The 17,956-nt window shown below is 56.8% G+C and carries 13 protein-coding genes; 8 read left to right on the top strand and 5 right to left on the bottom strand.

The annotated features are described in order from the left end of the window. Nucleotides 1–35: 35 nt before the first annotated feature. The 4 genes from gluQRS to thpR all read right to left on the bottom strand — a co-directional run bounded on the left by gluQRS (nucleotide 36) and on the right by thpR (nucleotide 3,029). The gene (gluQRS, locus tag OCH02_RS22585; protein ID WP_261433082.1) at nucleotides 36–947 is read right to left on the bottom strand and encodes a tRNA glutamyl-Q(34) synthetase GluQRS; all 912 of its coding nucleotides are present in this window, start codon (nucleotides 945–947) and stop codon (nucleotides 36–38) included. Between the two features lie 196 nt (nucleotides 948–1,143). Continuing rightward, on the bottom strand, nucleotides 1,144–1,599 hold the full coding sequence (dksA, locus tag OCH02_RS22580) for an RNA polymerase-binding protein DksA (protein ID WP_012146687.1): 456 nt from the start codon (nucleotides 1,597–1,599) through the stop codon (nucleotides 1,144–1,146). 183 nt (nucleotides 1,600–1,782) lie between these two features. Further along, the gene (gene sfsA / locus OCH02_RS22575; RefSeq protein WP_261433081.1) at nucleotides 1,783–2,490 is read right to left on the bottom strand and encodes a DNA/RNA nuclease SfsA; all 708 of its coding nucleotides are present in this window, start codon (nucleotides 2,488–2,490) and stop codon (nucleotides 1,783–1,785) included. Then, nucleotides 2,487–3,029, bottom strand: a complete 543-nt coding sequence (thpR, locus tag OCH02_RS22570; RefSeq protein ID WP_261433079.1) for an RNA 2',3'-cyclic phosphodiesterase — start codon at nucleotides 3,027–3,029, stop codon at nucleotides 2,487–2,489. Before thpR ends, sfsA begins: the two co-directional genes overlap by 4 nt. A gap of 79 nt (nucleotides 3,030–3,108) precedes the next feature. On the opposite strand from thpR, the gene hrpB reads away from it, so the two are divergent. The 8 genes from hrpB (at nucleotide 3,109) to OCH02_RS22530 (ending at nucleotide 16,374) form a co-directional block, all read left to right on the top strand. Beyond that, nucleotides 3,109–5,547 carry an ATP-dependent helicase HrpB gene (hrpB, locus tag OCH02_RS22565; RefSeq protein WP_261433077.1) on the top strand — a complete coding sequence of 813 codons (2,439 nt, stop codon included), beginning with the start codon at nucleotides 3,109–3,111 and terminating at the stop codon, nucleotides 5,545–5,547. Nucleotides 5,548–5,646: 99 nt separating this feature from the next. Next, complete coding sequence (gene mrcB / locus OCH02_RS22560; RefSeq protein WP_261433076.1) at nucleotides 5,647–8,154, top strand: bifunctional glycosyl transferase/transpeptidase; 2,508 nt, start codon at nucleotides 5,647–5,649, stop codon at nucleotides 8,152–8,154. Nucleotides 8,155–8,392: 238 nt separating this feature from the next. Then, the gene (locus OCH02_RS22555; RefSeq protein WP_261433075.1) at nucleotides 8,393–9,811 is read left to right on the top strand and encodes a DUF1996 domain-containing protein; all 1,419 of its coding nucleotides are present in this window, start codon (nucleotides 8,393–8,395) and stop codon (nucleotides 9,809–9,811) included. A gap of 167 nt (nucleotides 9,812–9,978) precedes the next feature. Further along, nucleotides 9,979–12,168 carry a ferrichrome porin FhuA gene (fhuA, locus tag OCH02_RS22550; RefSeq protein ID WP_261433074.1) on the top strand — a complete coding sequence of 730 codons (2,190 nt, stop codon included), beginning with the start codon at nucleotides 9,979–9,981 and terminating at the stop codon, nucleotides 12,166–12,168. A gap of 47 nt (nucleotides 12,169–12,215) precedes the next feature. After that, nucleotides 12,216–13,013 carry a Fe3+-hydroxamate ABC transporter ATP-binding protein FhuC gene (fhuC, locus tag OCH02_RS22545; RefSeq protein ID WP_261433073.1) on the top strand — a complete coding sequence of 266 codons (798 nt, stop codon included), beginning with the start codon at nucleotides 12,216–12,218 and terminating at the stop codon, nucleotides 13,011–13,013. After that, nucleotides 13,013–13,921 carry a Fe(3+)-hydroxamate ABC transporter substrate-binding protein FhuD gene (gene fhuD, locus OCH02_RS22540; protein WP_261433072.1) on the top strand — a complete coding sequence of 303 codons (909 nt, stop codon included), beginning with the start codon at nucleotides 13,013–13,015 and terminating at the stop codon, nucleotides 13,919–13,921. The genes fhuC and fhuD overlap by 1 nt, the downstream gene beginning before the upstream one ends. Then, entirely contained in the window at nucleotides 13,918–15,906 is a 1,989-nt protein-coding gene (gene fhuB, locus OCH02_RS22535) for a Fe(3+)-hydroxamate ABC transporter permease FhuB (RefSeq protein WP_261433070.1), read from the top strand. Before fhuD ends, fhuB begins: the two co-directional genes overlap by 4 nt. 315 nt (nucleotides 15,907–16,221) lie before the next feature. Continuing rightward, the gene (locus tag OCH02_RS22530) at nucleotides 16,222–16,374 is read left to right on the top strand and encodes a Hok/Gef family protein (protein WP_129936160.1); all 153 of its coding nucleotides are present in this window, start codon (nucleotides 16,222–16,224) and stop codon (nucleotides 16,372–16,374) included. Between the two features lie 295 nt (nucleotides 16,375–16,669). On the opposite strand, the gene metK is transcribed toward OCH02_RS22530, so the two are convergent. Next, a complete protein-coding gene (gene metK, locus OCH02_RS22525) occupies nucleotides 16,670–17,824 on the bottom strand; it encodes a methionine adenosyltransferase (protein ID WP_085119028.1) in 1,155 nt (384 codons plus the stop codon). Nucleotides 17,825–17,956 lie beyond the last annotated feature (132 nt).

The raw sequence follows: 17,956 nt of genomic DNA, 5'->3' as shown, positions 1-17,956 counted from the left end.
AATGGCGCTAACAAAAAATAGCGGCTAATCATAGCTCACCATGGCTCTTTTGAGAATGCCGATGTGTTTTCGTCCAGGGAAATGGCCTCCCGGCGCGGCACATCGTCGAGCTTCCAGTGAGCGACTGCCCAGCTCAATAATAACGACAGGTCAAGATCTTGCCAGCTTTCCGGCAGTGGTTGACGCAGAAATTTCAGCGCGGCCACCAATGTTGGGCGTGGATCGCCGTCGGGGAGAGCGGGCGCATGGTTTTGCTTTGACAGTTTGATACCGTTAGCGCCCAGCGCCAGCGGCAGATGCACATAGGCGGGCACCGGCGCCTGTAATTGGTGATACAGCGCTATCTGGCGCACCGTGGGTTCGATCAGATCGGCACCCCGCACGATTTCGGTAACGCCCTGAAAATGGTCGTCCACCACCACCGCCAGATTATAGGCGAACAGCCCATCGCGCCGGCGGATGATAAAGTCTTCCCGTGCCAGCGCCGGGTCGGCCTGCAACTCGCCCTGCAGGCGGTCATGGAAGGCGTAAACCGGGGCGGACTGACGTAAGCGAATGGCGGCACCCTGCGGGCCAAGATTCAAATGACGACAGTGGCCGTCATACAGACCCCCAAGCTGCTGGATACGGCTGCGGGTGCAGTTGCAGCAATAGCTGAGCCCCTGCTGATGCAGTTGATCCAGAGTAGCGCGGTAGGCTTCATGACGTTGGGATTGATAGATGACCTGGCCGTCCCAGAGGAGACCATAGTGTTCCAGAGCGGATAAGATACGATCGGCCGCACCGGCGACTTCGCGCGGGGGATCGATATCTTCAATGCGAACCAGCCACTGCCCGCGTTGGGCACGAGCCTGGAGATAGCTTCCCAGAGCGGCAATCAGCGAGCCGAAATGCAGATCTCCGGAAGGCGATGGGGCAAAGCGCCCCACATATTGTCTTTCTTGCATATCAGAGGGGAAACTTTCCCTTTTCTCTGTGCGGCGCACGCAGAGCGCACGCCGCAGCGGTAACAACTGTATACCCGTCATATTTGAAGTTGCCTCTGTGTTGGCGGCATTCACTTACCCTAATCACTTACTTGAGTAAGCTCATCGGGAAAAGCTCCCTTGCCGCCTTGATGCAACTCCAACTATTTTGGGTATATTAGCCGGCCATCTGCTTTTCGCGGATTTCGGCCAGAGTCTTGCAGTCGATGCACAAATCAGCAGTCGGACGCGCTTCAAGGCGACGAATGCCGATCTCCACGCCGCAGGATTCGCAGTAGCCGAAATCTTCGTCTTCTACTTTCTTCAGCGTTTTCTCGATCTTTTTGATCAGTTTGCGCTCGCGGTCGCGGTTACGCAGTTCAAGGCTGAACTCTTCTTCCTGAGTGGCACGGTCGGCCGGATCAGGGAAGTTAGCTGCCTCTTCCTGCATATGAGATACAGTACGATCCACTTCATCCCTGAGCTGGTTGCGCCATGCTTCAAGAATGCGCTTGAAATGCGACAACTGGGCGTCGTTCATGTACTCTTCGCCCGGCTTCTCTTGGTACGGCTCCACCCCAGCGATGGCGAGAATGCTCAAGGACGAGGTTTTACGGGTTTGCCCTTCTTGCATGTTGCTTCTCCTACATACACACGCACTATCGAATCCCCAATGTGGGGGAAAAACAGGCCGCTATAAATAACAGATGGGAGGTAGGTTGGCAATTATTCCTGTCGCCTGCTTGACAATGGTGTGAAGGAAGGCGTATTTGGCGACGCGTTAACCGGTTGTCGAATTATTGGTGCCCGGTCAGTGCTAATCGATAAAAAACGGTAACTTATCGCAGAGAGATATACCGTCAGGTGATAATTTAGCCCCATAACAAACCACTTCTACACCCAACTGCTGAACCTGTGCCAACAGTGTCGCATAACGCTCATCTATATGATGTGCCGGTGCGACCTGCTCAATACCGCTATGTAACACAGCAAAGAACAATACCGCCCGTTGCCCGCTTTCAACCACGCTTAGCAACTCACGTAAGTGCTTCTGTCCTCTGAGCGTTACCGCATCAGGGAAGTAACCACGTTGTTGTTGCAATAATGTGACTGACTTAACTTCAATATAGCAGTTAGCGCGATCTTCTGCCTGTAATAACAAATCGATACGACTGCTTTCGCTGCCATATTTTACTTCGCTGCTTATTTTACTGTAACCGGATAATTCATTGATTAGATTCTGTTCGATCGCCTCACGTACCAGGGTGTTGGCACGCAGGGTGTTCACGCAGATCCAGTCCCCCTGTTGGGTATGCGTCAGCTCCCAGCTGTGGGCATATTTACGCTTGGGGTTATCCGAGGTGGAATACCAGACGGTATCGCCGGGCGTGGCACAGCCGGTCATGGCACCGGTATTGGCGCAGTGCAGGGTGAAGGTTTCCCCTTCCGGGCTGACGACGTCCGCCAGAAAGCGTTTGTAACGTTTAATCAGCGTGGCGTGGCGCAATGGTGGCGAAAAAATCATGGCGTATCCTGGTGGGCTAAAGACCATTGATCAAGCATCTGATAACGCGTGCGGCCGTTTTCAAACACTGACTGGTACAGGGCGAATTCGTTAGCGCTGAAGTCCCAGCCCGGCGTAGCGGGCGGTACAGCGACCGGCTGCGTCGCACTGCGCAGCAAGGTGATATGCGGATGAAACGGCATGGGGCTTTGATAGCAGCCACTGCGGGCCGCTTGCGATCGCAACAGCTCCGCCAACTGCAACAGGCCGCGCGGCGCACGGCGGGTGCCGAGCCAGACCACGCCGGGGCGCGGCCAGTGGCCGAGGTCATCGAGCACCATGCTGAAACCGGGCTGGCTAATACGGGCGGCCAGCTTTTTCAACGCGGATTCTTTTTGCGCCGAAACGTCGCCAAGAAAGGCCAGCGTCAGATGCAAATTGGCTGCCGCGACCGGTCTGCCGACGTCCGGCGCGAAGGCTTCGGCGCGCCAGCGGATCACCTGTTGCTGCAGTGCATCAGGCAAGGTCAGGGCGAAAAACAGGCGGCGCGAGCTGGACATAGGTTCCCGGCAAGTAATGAAAGGCGGAGTCTAATGCTACAATGTGCGCCGTCCAATGTTAACCACTACGGAGAGTTCTGTGTCTTCACTGCCCGTCAGCGCGGTTCTTGATGAATTACTCACTGCGCTGCAATCCGCCCCGCAGGTCTTGCTGCATGCGCCGACCGGTGCCGGTAAATCCACCTGGCTGCCATTGCAGATCCTGGCCAAAGCCGGGCTGCCGGGGCGAATTATCATGCTCGAACCGCGGCGATTGGCGGCGAAAAACGTGGCTTACCGGTTGGCACAGCAACTGGGAGAAGAGCCTGGCCAGACGGTGGGTTACCGCATGCGCGCCGAAAGCAAAAGCGGGCCCAATACCCGGTTAGAGGTGGTTACCGAAGGCATTCTTACCCGCATGCTGCAGCAGGACGCCGAGCTGCAGGGCGTCTCGCTGGTGATCCTCGACGAATTCCATGAACGTAGCCTGCAGGCCGATCTGGCGCTGGCACTGCTATTGGACGTGCAGCAGGGGCTGCGCGACGATTTAAAACTGCTGATCATGTCGGCGACGCTGGATAATGCCCGCCTGTCACAGTTGCTGCCGCAGGCCCCTGTTGTGGTCTCTGAAGGCCGCAGTTTCCCGGTTGATCGCCAGTATCAGCCGTTGGCCAGTCATCAGCGGCTGGAGGACGGCGTGGCCGCGGCGGTAAAACGCCTGCTGTCGGAACAGACAGGATCGCTGTTGCTGTTCCTGCCGGGCGTAGCGGAAATCAACCGGGTGCTGGAGCGGTTGAACGGTGAGGTGGCGGCCGATACCGAGCTATGCCCGCTGTACGGTGCCTTGCCGTTGGCACAGCAGCAAAAAGCGATTCAACCGGCCCCCGCCGGGCGACGTAAAGTGGTGTTGGCGACCAACATTGCCGAAACCAGCCTGACCATCGAAGGTATCCGGCTGGTGGTAGACAGCGGCCTGGAGCGAGTGGCGCGTTATGACGTGCGTAACGGGCTCACGCGGCTGGTGACACAGCGTATCAGCCAGGCGTCAATGATCCAGCGCGCAGGCCGTGCCGGGCGTCTGGAGCCGGGTATCTGCTGGCATCTGTTTGCCAAAGAGCAGGCAGAACGGGCGGCAGAGCATGCCGAACCGGAAATTCTGCAAAGCGATCTCGCCGGTTTTTGGCTGGAGTTACTGCAATGGGGCTGTCATGACGTTGGGCAACTGACCTGGCTCGACAGGCCACCGGAAACGGCGCTCGCGGCAGCCCGAAGGCTATTGCAGCGGCTGGGAGCCATCGATGACGGCGATAAACTCACCTCGCGCGGTCGACAGATGGCCAAACTGGGCTGTGAGCCACGGTTGGCGGCGATGCTGACCCACGGCGCGGATCTTGGAGCCGATGGGCTGGCAACGGCCGCCGCGCTGGCGGCGTTACTGGAAGAGCCTCCGCGTAGCGGACAAATGGATATCGGCTACTGGCTGAGCCGCCCGCAGCCGAACTGGCAACGCCGTGCCACCCAGCTTGCTCGACGTTTGCCAGGAAAAAACGGACAGGTTGATGTCGAGATGGCACCGCGCCTGTTGGCGTTAGCCTTCACTGACCGCATCGCTCAACGGCGCGGTCAGGATGGCCGTTATCTGCTGGCCAACGGCATGGGCGCGGCGATGAATCAGGACGAGGCGTTATCGCGTGCGCCATGGTTGATTGTTCCCAGTTTGCTCCAGGGGCATAACAGCCCCGATGCACGTATCCTGCTGGCGCTGCCGGTGGAGATTGAGGTGCTGGCGGCACAGTTGCCGGCAATGGTTTCCCAGCAAACTGCCGTGGAGTGGGATGAGGAAAAAGGCACGCTGCGCGCCTGGAAACGTCAGCAGATTGGTCGCCTGACGCTACGTGCGCAGCCGTTGGCCAAACCGGCTGCCGAAGAGCTGCAACTGGCGCTGCTCAATTGGGTGCGTACCCAGGGGGTAGCGGTGCTTAACTGGGACACCGCCGCCGAACAGTTGCGTCTGCGCCTGCAGTGCGCGCAGAACTGGCTGCCGGAGGCTGACTGGCCACCGGTCGACGATGAGTCGTTGTTGACATCACTGGAGCAGTGGCTGCTGCCGTCGCTGAGTGGTATACGCGACATGCGCGGGCTGAAACAGGTGAATATCGCCGAGGCGCTGGCGCGGTTACTGAATTGGCAGCAAAAGCAGCGACTGGATAATGCGTTACCCACTCATTACACTGTGCCAACCGGCAGCAGACTGCCGATCCGCTATGATGCCGGCAAACCCCCGGCGCTGGCGGTGCGTTTACAGGAAGTGTTTGGTGAACAACGTAGTCCGATGCTGGCCGAAGGTCGCATCCCGGTGGTGCTTGAGTTACTCTCACCGGCGCACCGGCCGTTGCAAATCACCGGCGATCTGGCGGCGTTCTGGCAGGGCGCTTATCGGGAAGTGCAAAAAGAGATGAAAGGGCGTTACCCGAAGCACGTGTGGCCGGACGACCCGGCGAATACCGCCCCCACGCGGCGCACGAAAAAATATCAGTAAATGAATTCAGATGTTTCTTCTGTTCAGCGGCCTGACGGCACGACAGATTAAGCGACTTATAATGGCCGGCAGTGCCGCCAAGTCTGGAGATTAACAGCAATGGCTGGGGATGACCGCGAGCCCATCGGGCGCAAAGGGAAACAACCAAAACGCACCGCGTCGCGCAAGCCGCCGCGCCGTCGTCGAGATGACGATTACGATGATTACGAGGAAGACGAGTACCAGGATGAAGATGATGATTATGAAGACGAGGAAGAACGCATGCCGCGTAAGGTAAAAGCGACTCCGCAGCGTAAAAAACGCCGCTGGCTCGGCTTGCTGATCAAACTGATTCTGGTGGTTGCCGTGCTGTTGGCAATCTACGGCGTTTATCTGGATTCGCAGATCCGCAGCCGCATTGACGGCAAGGTCTGGCAGTTACCGGCGGCGGTGTATGGTCGCATGGTCAACCTGGAACCGGGTATGCCGTACAGCAAAAAGGAAATGGTCGATCTGCTGGAGGGCATGCAATACCGCCAGGTCAGCCGCATGACGCGTCCGGGGGAATTTACCGTACAGGCCAACAGCATTGAGATGCTGCGTCGTCCCTTTGATTTCCCGGACGGTAAAGAGGGCCAGATCCATGCCCGCCTGGATTTCCAGAACAACCGCCTGGCGAAAATCGAGAACATGGAAAACCAGCGCAGTTTCGGGTTCTTCCGCCTCGATCCGCGCCTGATCACCATGTTGCAGTCGCCTAACGGTGAACAACGTCTGTTTGTCCCGCGCGCCGGTTTCCCGGACCTGCTGGTGGATACGTTGATCGCCACCGAAGACCGTCACTTCTATGAACATGACGGCATCAGCCCATACTCCATCGGCCGTGCCGTGCTGGCTAACCTGACCGCCGGGCGTGCGGTGCAGGGCGGCAGTACCCTGACACAGCAATTGGTGAAAAACCTGTTCCTGACCAACGAGCGTTCGCTGTGGCGTAAGGCCAACGAAGCTTACATGGCGTTGCTGGTGGATTACCGTTACAGCAAGGATCGTATCCTTGAGCTGTATCTGAACGAGGTTTACCTCGGTCAGAGCGGCAACGACCAGATCCGCGGTTTCCCGCTGGCCAGCCTGTATTACTTCGGTCGCCCGGTAGATGAACTGAGTCTGGATCAGCAGGCGCTGCTGGTTGGCATGGTCAAAGGGGCGTCGTTGTATAACCCTTGGCGTAACCCGAAACTGGCGCTGGAGCGCCGTAACCTGGTACTGAAACTGTTGCAGAACCAGGGGGTTATCGATGCCGAACTGTATAACATGCTCAGTGCCAGGCCGTTGGGCGTGCAGCCGAAAGGTGGGGTGATCACACCACAGCCGGCGTTTATGCAGATGGTGCGTCAGGAACTGCAAGCCAAGCTGGGCGACAAGGTTAACGATCTGTCCGGTGTGAAAATCTTCACCACGCTGGATCCGGTTTCACAGGATGCGGCGGAAAAAGCGGTCGAAGACGGTATTCCGGCATTGAGGGCGGCTCGTCACGTTCAGGATCTGGAAGCGGCGATGGTGATTGTCGACCGTTTCAGCGGCGAAGTCCGCGCCATGGTCGGCGGTGCCAACCCGCAGTTCGCCGGGTTTAACCGCGCGATGCAGGCGCGCCGTTTGGTCGGTTCACTGGCCAAGCCACCCACTTACCTGACCGCGCTTTCCGAGCCGGATAAATACCGCCTCAACACCTGGCTGGCGGATCAGCCATTGACGCTGAAATTGTCGAACGGCACCGTCTGGCAGCCAAACAACTACGATCGCAAATTCCGTGGGCAGGTGATGCTGGTGGACGGGTTGGCCTTCTCGCTCAACGTCCCGACGGTGAACCTGGGTATGGCGGTTGGGCTGGATCAAATCAGTGCCACACTGCAACGTCTGGGCATTCCGAAAGCGGAAATCAATCCGGTACCTTCCATGCTGCTCGGTGCCATTGGCTTGACGCCGATGGAAGTGGCTCAGGAATACCAGACCATCGCCGGTGGCGGTAATCGTGCGACATTGTCAGCGGTGCGCTCGGTGATCGCCGAAGACGGTTCAGTGCTGTACCAGAGCTTCCCGCAGGCGGAACGCGTGGTGCCGGCGCAGGCGGCTTACCTGACGTTGTACGCCATGCAGCAGGGTGTCGCGCGCGGGACCTCTCGCTCGTTGTCGGTGAAATTCCCCAACTATAATCTGGCGGCGAAAACCGGTACCACCAACGATCTGCGCGACAGCTGGTTTGCCGGTATTGATGGCAAAGAAGTGGCTATCGCCTGGGTGGGTCGTGATAACAACGGCCCGGCCAAGCTGACCGGTGCCAACGGTGCGCTGACCCTGTATCGCCGCTATCTGGAAAACCAGACGCCGCTGCCGCTGATGCTGCAGCCGCCGGAAGGCATCAACCAGATGGGCATCGACTCAGGCGGTAACTTTGTCTGTGGCGGTGGCGGGCGCACCATTCCGGTGTGGACCGACAATCCGCAAGGGCTGTGTCAGGCAAGCCAGGCGGCTCAGCAACAGCAACAAGAGCAGCAGCAACAGCAGGCTGCGGGTGAGCAAAAAGATGCTGACGGTGTTGCCGGCTGGATCAAGGACATGTTTGGCAAGTAAGTAACTGATATAGTTATTAAAGGCACAGCATTTTTGCTGTGCCTTTAATTTTATTTATTCTGGAGTTAAGTAATTTAATAAAATTTAATCCTGCATTTTATGTTCTCTAACGGTGATGAAGCCTAAAACAGAGTTGGTTCACTGACCTTGCTGCCAAGTTATTTTTTAGCAGGTAAAGGGGGAGATACGGCAGCGGTGAGAAGGCCGTATCTGTTGACTCTAAATAGAGGACACTCTAATGAAATTTGTTTTTTCCTTTCTGGCGCTGGCGGTTACTACCTCGCTATTTTCGCAGAATGCTCTGGCTACGTCAGTTGGGCCAGGCTCCCCCGAGACCAATGTGATATGTAACTACAGCCATACCAAGCCGGATGATGCCATCATGATGCTGGATATGCCTGGTATGGCAATGCTGCATGATTTCTTTGGGAATATTCATACCGATGCCTTTACTAAAACCACTGACCTGCAAAATCAGCCGGAGAATACCTGCGATAATCAGGCTGATAGTTCCGCTTATTGGGTGCCTGCACTGCGATTGGAGGATGGTACGATTGTCAAACCGTCATACCAGAAAACCTATTATCAAAGCGAGAATGTGGAGGAATACCCACTGAGCCCGTTACCTCAAGGGTTGGAATTGTTGGCCGGTAATCACCGTGGTACGGGGCCAACACCTTGGGTACTCAACTATTACTGTAAGTCCTCGGGCTATTCGCAGACGCCATTTTCGTCGTGCGCCCCCTATAAGCCTGGGATAGTGCAGTTCAACATCGGCCTGCGTTTTCCAGACTGTTGGGATGGCGTGACCCTGAAAGCGAAACCGAAGCAAGGGATAAAAAACGCGGTTTATTCAACAGGCGGCGTTTGCTCGGTAAATTATCCGGTGAAGATCCCCAGAGCAAATATGAATGTGGCCTATGAGGTTAATACCGATAACCCCATTGATATGACCAAGATTCAGTTGTCTTTGGATCCGGTAATGGAAAATGGCAAGTTGGTGGAGAAATGGGGCTCGATCTATACTGCCCATGGTGATTTTATGAATGGTTGGTCCGCGCAATCGGCCCAGTATATGACCGAACACTGTATGAACCGTCCTGGTTCCTGTAATAAAAACATCCCGTTCAGCTATTCAACCGCGCTGGAAGATACCACCATCGCTAATCTTGACGACGCCGATAAAAACTTTGCTGATGATAAGACGGTGCGGGCGCAGGGGCCGGACGATCGGTCTACGCAAAGCAAGCGCCAGATCGGGTTGATTAAGTTTAAGCTTCCTGAATGGGCTGAGGGAAAAGACATTGAAAGCGCGACTGACGTAAAGTATTTCCTGCGTAATGCCACGATCAACGGCAGCGATCAGACCGCTGGCATGATGTATTACATGCCAGTTAGCAATAGCTGGCGTGGAGATTCAGTGACCTGGAATAATGCGCCTGAATGCGGTGGTACGAAGGCCGGGCAACTTTATCTGGATAACGAACTCAAGTTCCGTTACACCGATGTGGACAAGGCGGTACGACATGCTATCAAAGACAACCAAACCGAAATTTCTTTCTGTATCATTGGCAATGACACGGGTCGTAAATATGTCATGGATTCATCGGAGAGTCGCAATCCGCCAATCCTGATGTTGCGCAGCGTTTACCCATAATCACGCCATAGTCTGCAATAACAGGCGGTATCTCTGCCGCCTGTATTCGTATAGTAAGATCCTCCGCACTACTTGCAGTTCCGCTTATCTTGCGCATAAAATGCAGCGCTTATAATAATTATTATCGTTTACATTCGTCATCAAATAATTTACCAGAGAAACCACCTATGTCGACCAAGCGTCTTTCATCTTCCGGGGCCAAGCAGGGCCGCATTCATGTCAGTGGGTTAGCGATAACTATCGCTGCCGCACTTGGTACGCTGGCGATGCCGGCATTTTCCGCCGACACCAAGGAAGAGACCCTTACCGTGGTGGGCAGTAGCCAACCGCAACAGGAAAGCGCCTGGGGGCCGGTCGGCACCTATGTGGCCAAGCACAGCGCCACCGGTACCAAAACCGATACGCCGATCGAAAAGACCCCGCAGTCGGTTTCCGTGGTAACGCGTGAAGAGATGGATATGCGCCAGCCGGAGACGGTGAAAGGTGCGCTGGCTTATTCGCCGGGGGTGATGGTGGACAACCGTGGCGCCTCCACCGCCTACGATGCCGTGAACATTCGCGGATTCAGTTCGGTAGGTACCAATATGTACCTCGACGGCCTGAAACTGCAGGACGACAACTACTCCATTTACCAGATCGATCCTTACTTCCTTGAGCGTGCCGAAGTGCTGCGTGGTCCTTCTTCGGTACTCTATGGCAAGAGCAATCCGGGTGGCGTCGTCGCCCTGGTCAGCAAACGCCCAACCACCGAAAGCCTGCGTGAAGTTCAGTTCAAGATGGGTACCGACAACCTGTTCCAGACCGGTTTCGACTTTGGCGGCGCAGTGGATGATGAGGGTGTTTATTCTTACCGTTTGACCGGCCTGGCACGTGATGAAGATCAGCAGCAGGTGGGCGAAAAGAGCAAGCGCTATGCTATCGCACCTTCTTTCAGTTGGCGGCCGGACGATCGTACTTCTCTGACTTTCCTCAGCAGTTTCCAGGATGATCCTGACCTGGGCTTCTATGGCTGGCTGCCGAAAGAGGGCACGGTGCAAAATGGCATCAACGGCAAGTTGCCAACCAGTTTCAACGACGGTGAGCCGGGTTATAACAACATCTCGCGCAAGCAACAGATGGTGGGTTATGCCTTCGAGCATGGTTTTGATGACGTGTGGACGGTGCGCCAAAACCTGCGTTACTCAAAAATGGACCTTGATTACCGTTCCATTTATGGTCAGGGCATCAGCCCGACTAACCCGGCAGAGCTGACGCGTGGAGTGATGAACTCGAAAGAGCATTTGTCGAGCTTTGCGGTGGACACTCAGGCCCAGGCAAAATTCGCCACCGGACAGGTTAATCATACCTTGCTGATGGGGGTAGACTACATGCGCATGCGTAACGACGTCGTCTATCAGTACGGCACCGCTTCCCCGCTGAATGTCGTGGCACCCCAGTACGGCAACCAAAGTTACACCATTACTGGTGGTGCAAGTCAGGTCAATCGTCAGGAGCAAACCGGGCTTTACGTACAGGATCAGGCCGAGTGGAATCAATGGGTGCTGACCATGGGAGGACGCTATGACTGGAGCGACACCAACAGCACCAACCGTTTGGCTCAGAACTCGGTATCCAAGCAAAAAGACAACGAATTCACCGGTCGGGCTGGCTTGAACTATGTCTTTGAAAACGGTATTGCGCCTTATGTCAGCTACAGTGAATCCTTTGAGCCGACTTCAGGCACGGATGTCAGCGGCAACACCTTCGCCGCCTCCAAAGGGAAGCAGTATGAAGCCGGCGTGAAGTATGCGCCGAAAGATCGACCTATCACTGCCAGCATGGCGATCTATCAGCTGACTAAAACCAACAACAAGGTGGCTGACCCTAATCCAGATCATCCATTCGCCAGCGTGCAGGGCGGTGAGATTCGCTCTCGTGGTGTTGAATTTGAAGCCAAAGCCGCGCTGTCGGCCAACCTTAACCTGCTGGGTTCTTATACCTACACGGATGCCGAGTACTCCAAAGACACCACGCTTCAGGGCAATACCCCGGCTGCGATCCCAAAACATATGGCTTCACTGTGGGCGGATTACACCTTCCACGAAACAGCCATCAGTGGCCTGACCCTGGGGTCTGGCGTCCGCTATGTCGGCTCCAGCTATGGGGATGAAGCCAATACCTTTAAAGTGAAAGACTACACGGTGGTTGATGCCGCGATAAAATACGACCTGGCGCGTTTCAATCTGCCGGGGTCCTCGATTGGCATCAACGTGAATAACCTGTTTGATAAAGAATACGTCTCCAGCTGCTTCGCCACCTACGGCTGCTATTGGGGCGCAGAACGCCAGGTGGTCGCCACCGCAACCTTCCGCTTCTAACCGGATCACCGGGGCGGCGTGATGTCGCCCCGGAAAAAGTAGGACCTATGCAGGATAAACACCCCAATCACGACGCCATTTTTACCCTGGACAGCGCCAGCTTTGCCGTTCCCGGCCGCGTGCTGCTGCAACCCTTGTCGCTGACCTTTCCCGTGGGGAAAGTTTGTGGGCTGATCGGCCATAACGGCTCCGGCAAGTCCACGCTGCTAAAAATCCTTGGTCGCCATCAAAGCCCCTCCACCGGCAACGCGCTGCTTAACCAGCAGCCGCTGAGCCAGTGGGACAGCAAGGCCTTTGCGCGTCAGGTTGCCTATCTGCCCCAGCAACTGCCCGCTGCAGAAGGCATGACGGTGCGTGAACTGGTGGCGATTGGCCGCTATCCATGGCATGGCGCGCTGGGCCGTTTTGGCGCTAACGATCGTCAGCAGGTGGAAGAGGCGATTGCGCTGGTGGGCCTGAAGCCATTTGCCAACCGTTTGGTGGACAGCCTGTCCGGCGGGGAGCGCCAACGCGCCTGGCTGGCGATGATGGTGGCGCAAGACAGCCGCTGTCTGCTGCTGGATGAACCCACCTCGGCACTGGATATCGCTCATCAGGTTGAGGTGTTGGCGCTGATCCAGCAGCTGAGTCATCAACGTGGCCTGACGGTGATTGCGGTGCTGCATGATATCAATATGGCGGCGCGCTACTGCGACCATCTGGTGGCCTTGCGCGGCGGTGAGATGATTGCACAGGGTAGCCCGCTGGATCTGATGCAGGGTGAGGTGCTGGAGCAAATTTACGGTATTCCTATGGGAACGCTGCCACATCCAAGCGGCGGTGCGCCGGTGAGTTTTGTCTACTGATGCCTGATTCCTCTGATTTTCACCACGATGCCGTTCGCCGGCGCCTGTTGGCGGCCATGACGCTGTCGCCCTTGTTGTTTTCTTTACCAGGGCAAGCCGCAGCCACGCCGCCCGATCTTGCGCGCATTGTGGCGCTGGAATGGCTGCCGATTGAGTTGCTGTTGGCGCTGGGGATCACCCCCCTGGCCGTCGCTGATATCCATAACTACAACCTGTGGGTGGAAGAGCCAAAGTTGCCTGCCTCGGTGATTGATGTCGGCCAGCGCACCGAACCTAACCTCGAGCTGTTACAGCAGCTTCAGCCATCGCTGATATTGCTGTCGAAAGGCTATGGCCCCACGCCGCAAAAGCTGGAGCCGATAGCTCCCTCAATGAGCTTTAGCTTTAACGACGGCAGTGGCAAGCCGTTGACGGTGGCCAAACAGTCACTGCAAGCCTTGGCGCAGCGGTTGGGGTTGGAAACCCGGGCGGTGCAGCATTTGGCTCTGTTTGACCGCTTTATGCAGGATGCGCGTCAGCGTCTGCATTCATACACGACACAGCCATTGCTGATGTTTTCACTGATCGACACTCGCCATGCGCTGGTTATTGGCCAGAAAAGCCTGTTCCAGGAAGTGATGGATCAGCTTGGAATAATCAATGCCTGGGAAGGGGAAACCAACTTTTGGGGTACGGCAGTGGTAGGGATTGAACGTCTGGCGATGGTGAAAAGTGCGCGGGCGATTTATCTCGACCACGGTAATCAGGAAATGTTGAAGAAAGTCAGTTCCACCCCGCTGTGGCAGGCATTACCCTTCGTGCGGCAGAATCAACTGCGCCAGGTGCCCGCGGTGTGGTTCTACGGGGCAACGCTGTCGGCGATGCGCTTCTGCCATCTGCTGGAGCAGGCGCAGGAGAGTTATTCATGAGCGCGCGCATCCGGGCATTCCCGCTGACGCTGGTGCTGTTGCTGTTGGCTGCGGCTGGCGGCCTGACGCTCTACAACCTGTTGCAACAACTGCCCTGGGCATTATGGGGGCAGGCGTTGATGGCGCCGAACATCGACGATGTGCAGCAAATGCTGTTCCACTATAGCCTGTTGCCGCGGCTGTCCGTCTCCCTGCTGGCCGGTGCCGGGCTGGGATTGGTCGGCGTGCTGTTCCAGCAGGTTTTGCGCAATCCGCTGGCGGAGCCGGCAACGCTTGGCGTTTCCGCCGGGGCCCAGCTTGGGTTGACTGTCGCTACGTTGTGGATGTTACCGGGCGGCGAGTTGACTCGCCAATTGGCCGCCATGGTGGGGGCGGTAGTGGTCGGTGGGCTGGTGTTCGGCGTGGCCTGGGGCAAACGCATGTCGCCGGTGACGCTGATCCTGGCCGGGCTGGTGCTGGGGTTGTACTGCGGTGCGGTCAACAGTCTGCTGGCGTTGTTCAATTACGATCAGCTGCAGGGGGTGTTTCTGTGGAGTACCGGAGCGCTGAATCAGCAAGACTGGAGCAACGTACAATTTATTCTGCCGCGCCTGCTGGTGGCCGGGCTGTTGGCTGTGCTGCTGCTGCGCCCACTGACGCTGCTGGGCCTGGACGATGGCGTGGCACGCAACCTTGGGCTCGGGCTGTCGATGGCGCGTTTCTGCGCGCTGGCAGTGGCAATTATCTTCAGCGCCATGTTGGTGAATGCCGTTGGGGTGATTGGTTTTATCGGCCTGTTTGCTCCGCTGATGGCGAAAATGCTGGGGGCGCGTCGGTTGGCGCACCGCATGATGTTGGCACCGTTGCTGGGTGCTCTGCTGTTGTGGTTAACCGATCAGGTGATGATCTGGCTGACGCAGGTATGGCGAGAAGTCCCGACCGGTGCGGCTACCGCACTGTTTGGTGCACCACTGTTGTTATGGTTGCTACCGCGTCTGCGCAGTGCTTCAACACCGCCGCCGATGGATCTGGGCGATAAGGTACCGGCCGAACGTGGCCACTTGGTGGTGTGGGTGACGCTGGCCGGTGCGGTGCTGTTGGCCGGTATTGCCGTTGCGCTGATGTTCGGCCAAAACGCTGCCGGCTGGCACTGGAGCCAGGGTGTCCAGCTGGAGTCATTGCTGCCGTGGCGCTGGCCTCGGGTGTTGTCGGCATTGGCTGCGGGCATGATGCTGGCGGTGGCGGGGACCTTAATCCAAAAGCTGACCGGTAACCCAATGGCCAGCCCGGAAGTCCTGGGTATCAGCTCGGGGGCCGCCTTTGGCGTGGTGATGATGCTGCTGATAGTACCGGGTGATGCCTTTGTCTGGCTGCTGCCGGCCGGGAGTCTGGGGGCCGCCGGGACCCTGCTGGTGATCATGATTGCGGCCGGGCGCGGAGGGTTCTCCACCGAGCGTATGCTGCTGGCCGGTATCGCACTCAGCACGGCGTTTACCACCACCATTTTCCTGCTGCTGGCCAGTGGCGATCCGCGCACCGGCGGCCTGCTGACCTGGATTTCCGGCTCCACTTATTCGGTGACGCCTGAGCAGGCGGTGCGAACGGCGGTCATTGCGGCTGCGCTGATTGCGTTGGCGCCGCTGTGTCGTCGTTGGCTCAGCATCCTGCCGCTCGGCAGTGCCACTGCCCGTTCGGTGGGCATTGCCCTGACGCCGGTGCGCTTGAGTATTCTGCTGCTGGCCGCCACGCTGACCGCCATGGCAACGCTGACCGTAGGGCCGCTGAGCTTTATCGGTTTGATGGCGCCGCATATGGCACGGATGTTGGGATTCCGCCGTGCGTTACCGCAGATGGTGATTGCCGCGCTGCTAGGCGGGTTGTTGATGGTGTTTGCCGACTGGTGCGGACGCATGGTGATGTTCCCGTACCAAATTCCCGCTGGGCTGTTGGCGACCTTTATCGGCGCACCGTATTTCGTTTACCTGTTGCGCAAGCAAACCTCGTAAACGACCTGGCGACTCCGGTTTTTGCTCTCAAAGGCTCAGCATTGCTGGGCCTTATTTTTTTGTATTTACAGACTGTTGCAGCGCTTTGCGCAACGCTGCGCAGAAACGGAATTTAGTGCGGAAAGGGACGCCGAAACCAAGGTATGGGTGAATATACTGCGTGCGGGTGCTCTGGATCTTTCGTCCTGAGCATACGCAAGGGATAGAAAGAGAAAAGCCCCGTGTCGATATACATCAACCCGAGGCCAACTCTAACGCCAGAGAACGTTAGGTTAGCTTCTTACCTGCCGAGAGGCAAGGAAAAGGAGGTCAAAAATGCAGCAGGGACGGATAGTTCCAAGGCTGATGATTATCTGCATGACGCTGATTGCGCTTATGTGGATCACCCGCGGTTCGCTATGCGAATTGCGCATCAAGCTGGGCGACACGGAAGTTGCAGCCATTCTGGCTTACGGATCCAAAGGGTAAGGCAACCCAACCCAACGGCGGGGGCGTTGCTCCCGCCTGTTGGTTGTTTGTGCGTTGATCCATGAGCACCCATCCGATAAAAACAAAACGGCAGGCCTCGGCTTGCCGTTCAGACTGATAACAAACCCCTTTCCTGCATAGAGCGAGTAAAGGTCGATAAATAAAAATCTGGAAAATCAATTGATTGATTTTCGGCTGTTCATCACAACACAGGAAAAACCACGTTTTTTCCTGTGTTGTCAGTAACAAAAACGGCGAGCACCAGGCTCGCCGTTTTCACTTCCGATACCCGGGCCTATTTCAGGCCGGCGGCATCGCGCAGCAGGGCTGCTTTGTCGGTTGCTTCCCAAGGGAAGTGCTCACGGCCGAAGTGGCCATAGGCAGCAGTTTCGCGGTAGATCGGCTGCAGCAGATCCATCATCTGGATCAGGCCGTATGGGCGCAGATCGAAGAACTCGCGCACCAGCAGAGTCAGCTGTTCGGTAGGGATCTTCTCGGTACCGAAGGTTTCCACCATGATTGAGGTCGGTTCTGCTACGCCGATAGCGTAGGAAACCTGGATCTCACAGCGGTCAGCCAGGCCGGCAGCAACGATGTTTTTTGCTACGTAGCGCGCAGCGTAGGCTGCTGAACGGTCAACCTTGGACGGATCCTTACCGGAGAATGCACCGCCGCCGTGGCGAGCCATGCCGCCGTAGGTATCAACGATGATTTTACGCCCGGTCAGACCGCAGTCGCCCATTGGGCCACCGATAACGAAACGGCCGGTTGGGTTAATGTGGTATTTGGTGCTGGCGCTCAACCATTCGGTAGGCAGAACCGGTTTGATGATCTCTTCCATCACTGCTTCCTGCAGGTCTTTCAGAGAAATATCTTCGGAATGTTGAGTGGACAGCACTACCGCGTCGATACCAACGATTTTACCGTCGTCGTACTGGAAGGTGACCTGGCTTTTTGCATCCGGACGCAACCACGGCAGAGTGCCGTTCTTGCGTACTTCGGCCTGGCGCTGTACCAGACGGTGTGCGTAGGTCACCGGTGCAGGCATCAGCACTTCGGTTTCGTTGGTGGCATAGCCAAACATCAGGCCCTGATCGCCAGCACCCTGTTCCAGCGGATCGGTACGGTCAACACCCTGATTGATATCCGGGGATTGCTTACCGATGGCGCTCAGTACGGCACAAGAGTTGGCGTCGAAACCCATATCCGAATGAACATAACCAATTTCACGCACGGTTTTACGGGTGATTTCTTCGATATCAACCCAGGCGCTGGTGGTGATTTCACCGCCGACCAGTACCATGCCGGTTTTCACGTAGGTTTCGCAGGCTACGCGTGCTTTAGGATCCTGTTCCAGGATGGCGTCGAGAACGGCATCGGAGATCTGATCGGCGATTTTGTCAGGATGTCCTTCAGAGACGGATTCAGACGTGAAAAGGTGTTTAGCCATTGTGTTCTTTACCTTGCATAAGACGGGTTAGAAATTACTGCACAGCGCTGGAGATCCGGCATCAAAGCGAAGGGTCTTCCGCTGATGGCGCGAGATGCATCCTGCAACGCCCCTCAGGCAAAGCCGTTAAGC

The organism is Serratia quinivorans (genome assembly GCF_946227985.1).
GTDB classification, from domain to species: domain Bacteria; phylum Pseudomonadota; class Gammaproteobacteria; order Enterobacterales; family Enterobacteriaceae; genus Serratia; species Serratia quinivorans_A.
This window is presented reverse-complemented; position numbering and strand designations above follow the sequence as displayed.

Excerpts from the sequence above, each read along its gene's own strand:
- gluQRS (WP_261433082.1), bottom strand. The coding sequence starts at position 947 with ATGCAAGAAAGACAATATGTGGGGCGCTTTGCCCCATCGCCTTCCGGA.
- dksA (WP_012146687.1), bottom strand. The coding sequence starts at position 1,599 with ATGCAAGAAGGGCAAACCCGTAAAACCTCGTCCTTGAGCATTCTCGCC.
- sfsA (WP_261433081.1), bottom strand. The coding sequence starts at position 2,490 with ATGATTTTTTCGCCACCATTGCGCCACGCCACGCTGATTAAACGTTAC.
- thpR (WP_261433079.1), bottom strand. The coding sequence starts at position 3,029 with ATGTCCAGCTCGCGCCGCCTGTTTTTCGCCCTGACCTTGCCTGATGCA.
- mrcB (WP_261433076.1), top strand. The coding sequence starts at position 5,647 with ATGGCTGGGGATGACCGCGAGCCCATCGGGCGCAAAGGGAAACAACCA.
- OCH02_RS22555 (WP_261433075.1), top strand. The coding sequence starts at position 8,393 with ATGAAATTTGTTTTTTCCTTTCTGGCGCTGGCGGTTACTACCTCGCTA.
- fhuA (WP_261433074.1), top strand. The coding sequence starts at position 9,979 with ATGTCGACCAAGCGTCTTTCATCTTCCGGGGCCAAGCAGGGCCGCATT.
- fhuC (WP_261433073.1), top strand. The coding sequence starts at position 12,216 with ATGCAGGATAAACACCCCAATCACGACGCCATTTTTACCCTGGACAGC.
- fhuD (WP_261433072.1), top strand. The coding sequence starts at position 13,013 with ATGCCTGATTCCTCTGATTTTCACCACGATGCCGTTCGCCGGCGCCTG.
- fhuB (WP_261433070.1), top strand. The coding sequence starts at position 13,918 with ATGAGCGCGCGCATCCGGGCATTCCCGCTGACGCTGGTGCTGTTGCTG.
- OCH02_RS22530 (WP_129936160.1), top strand. The coding sequence starts at position 16,222 with ATGCAGCAGGGACGGATAGTTCCAAGGCTGATGATTATCTGCATGACG.
- metK (WP_085119028.1), bottom strand. The coding sequence starts at position 17,824 with ATGGCTAAACACCTTTTCACGTCTGAATCCGTCTCTGAAGGACATCCT.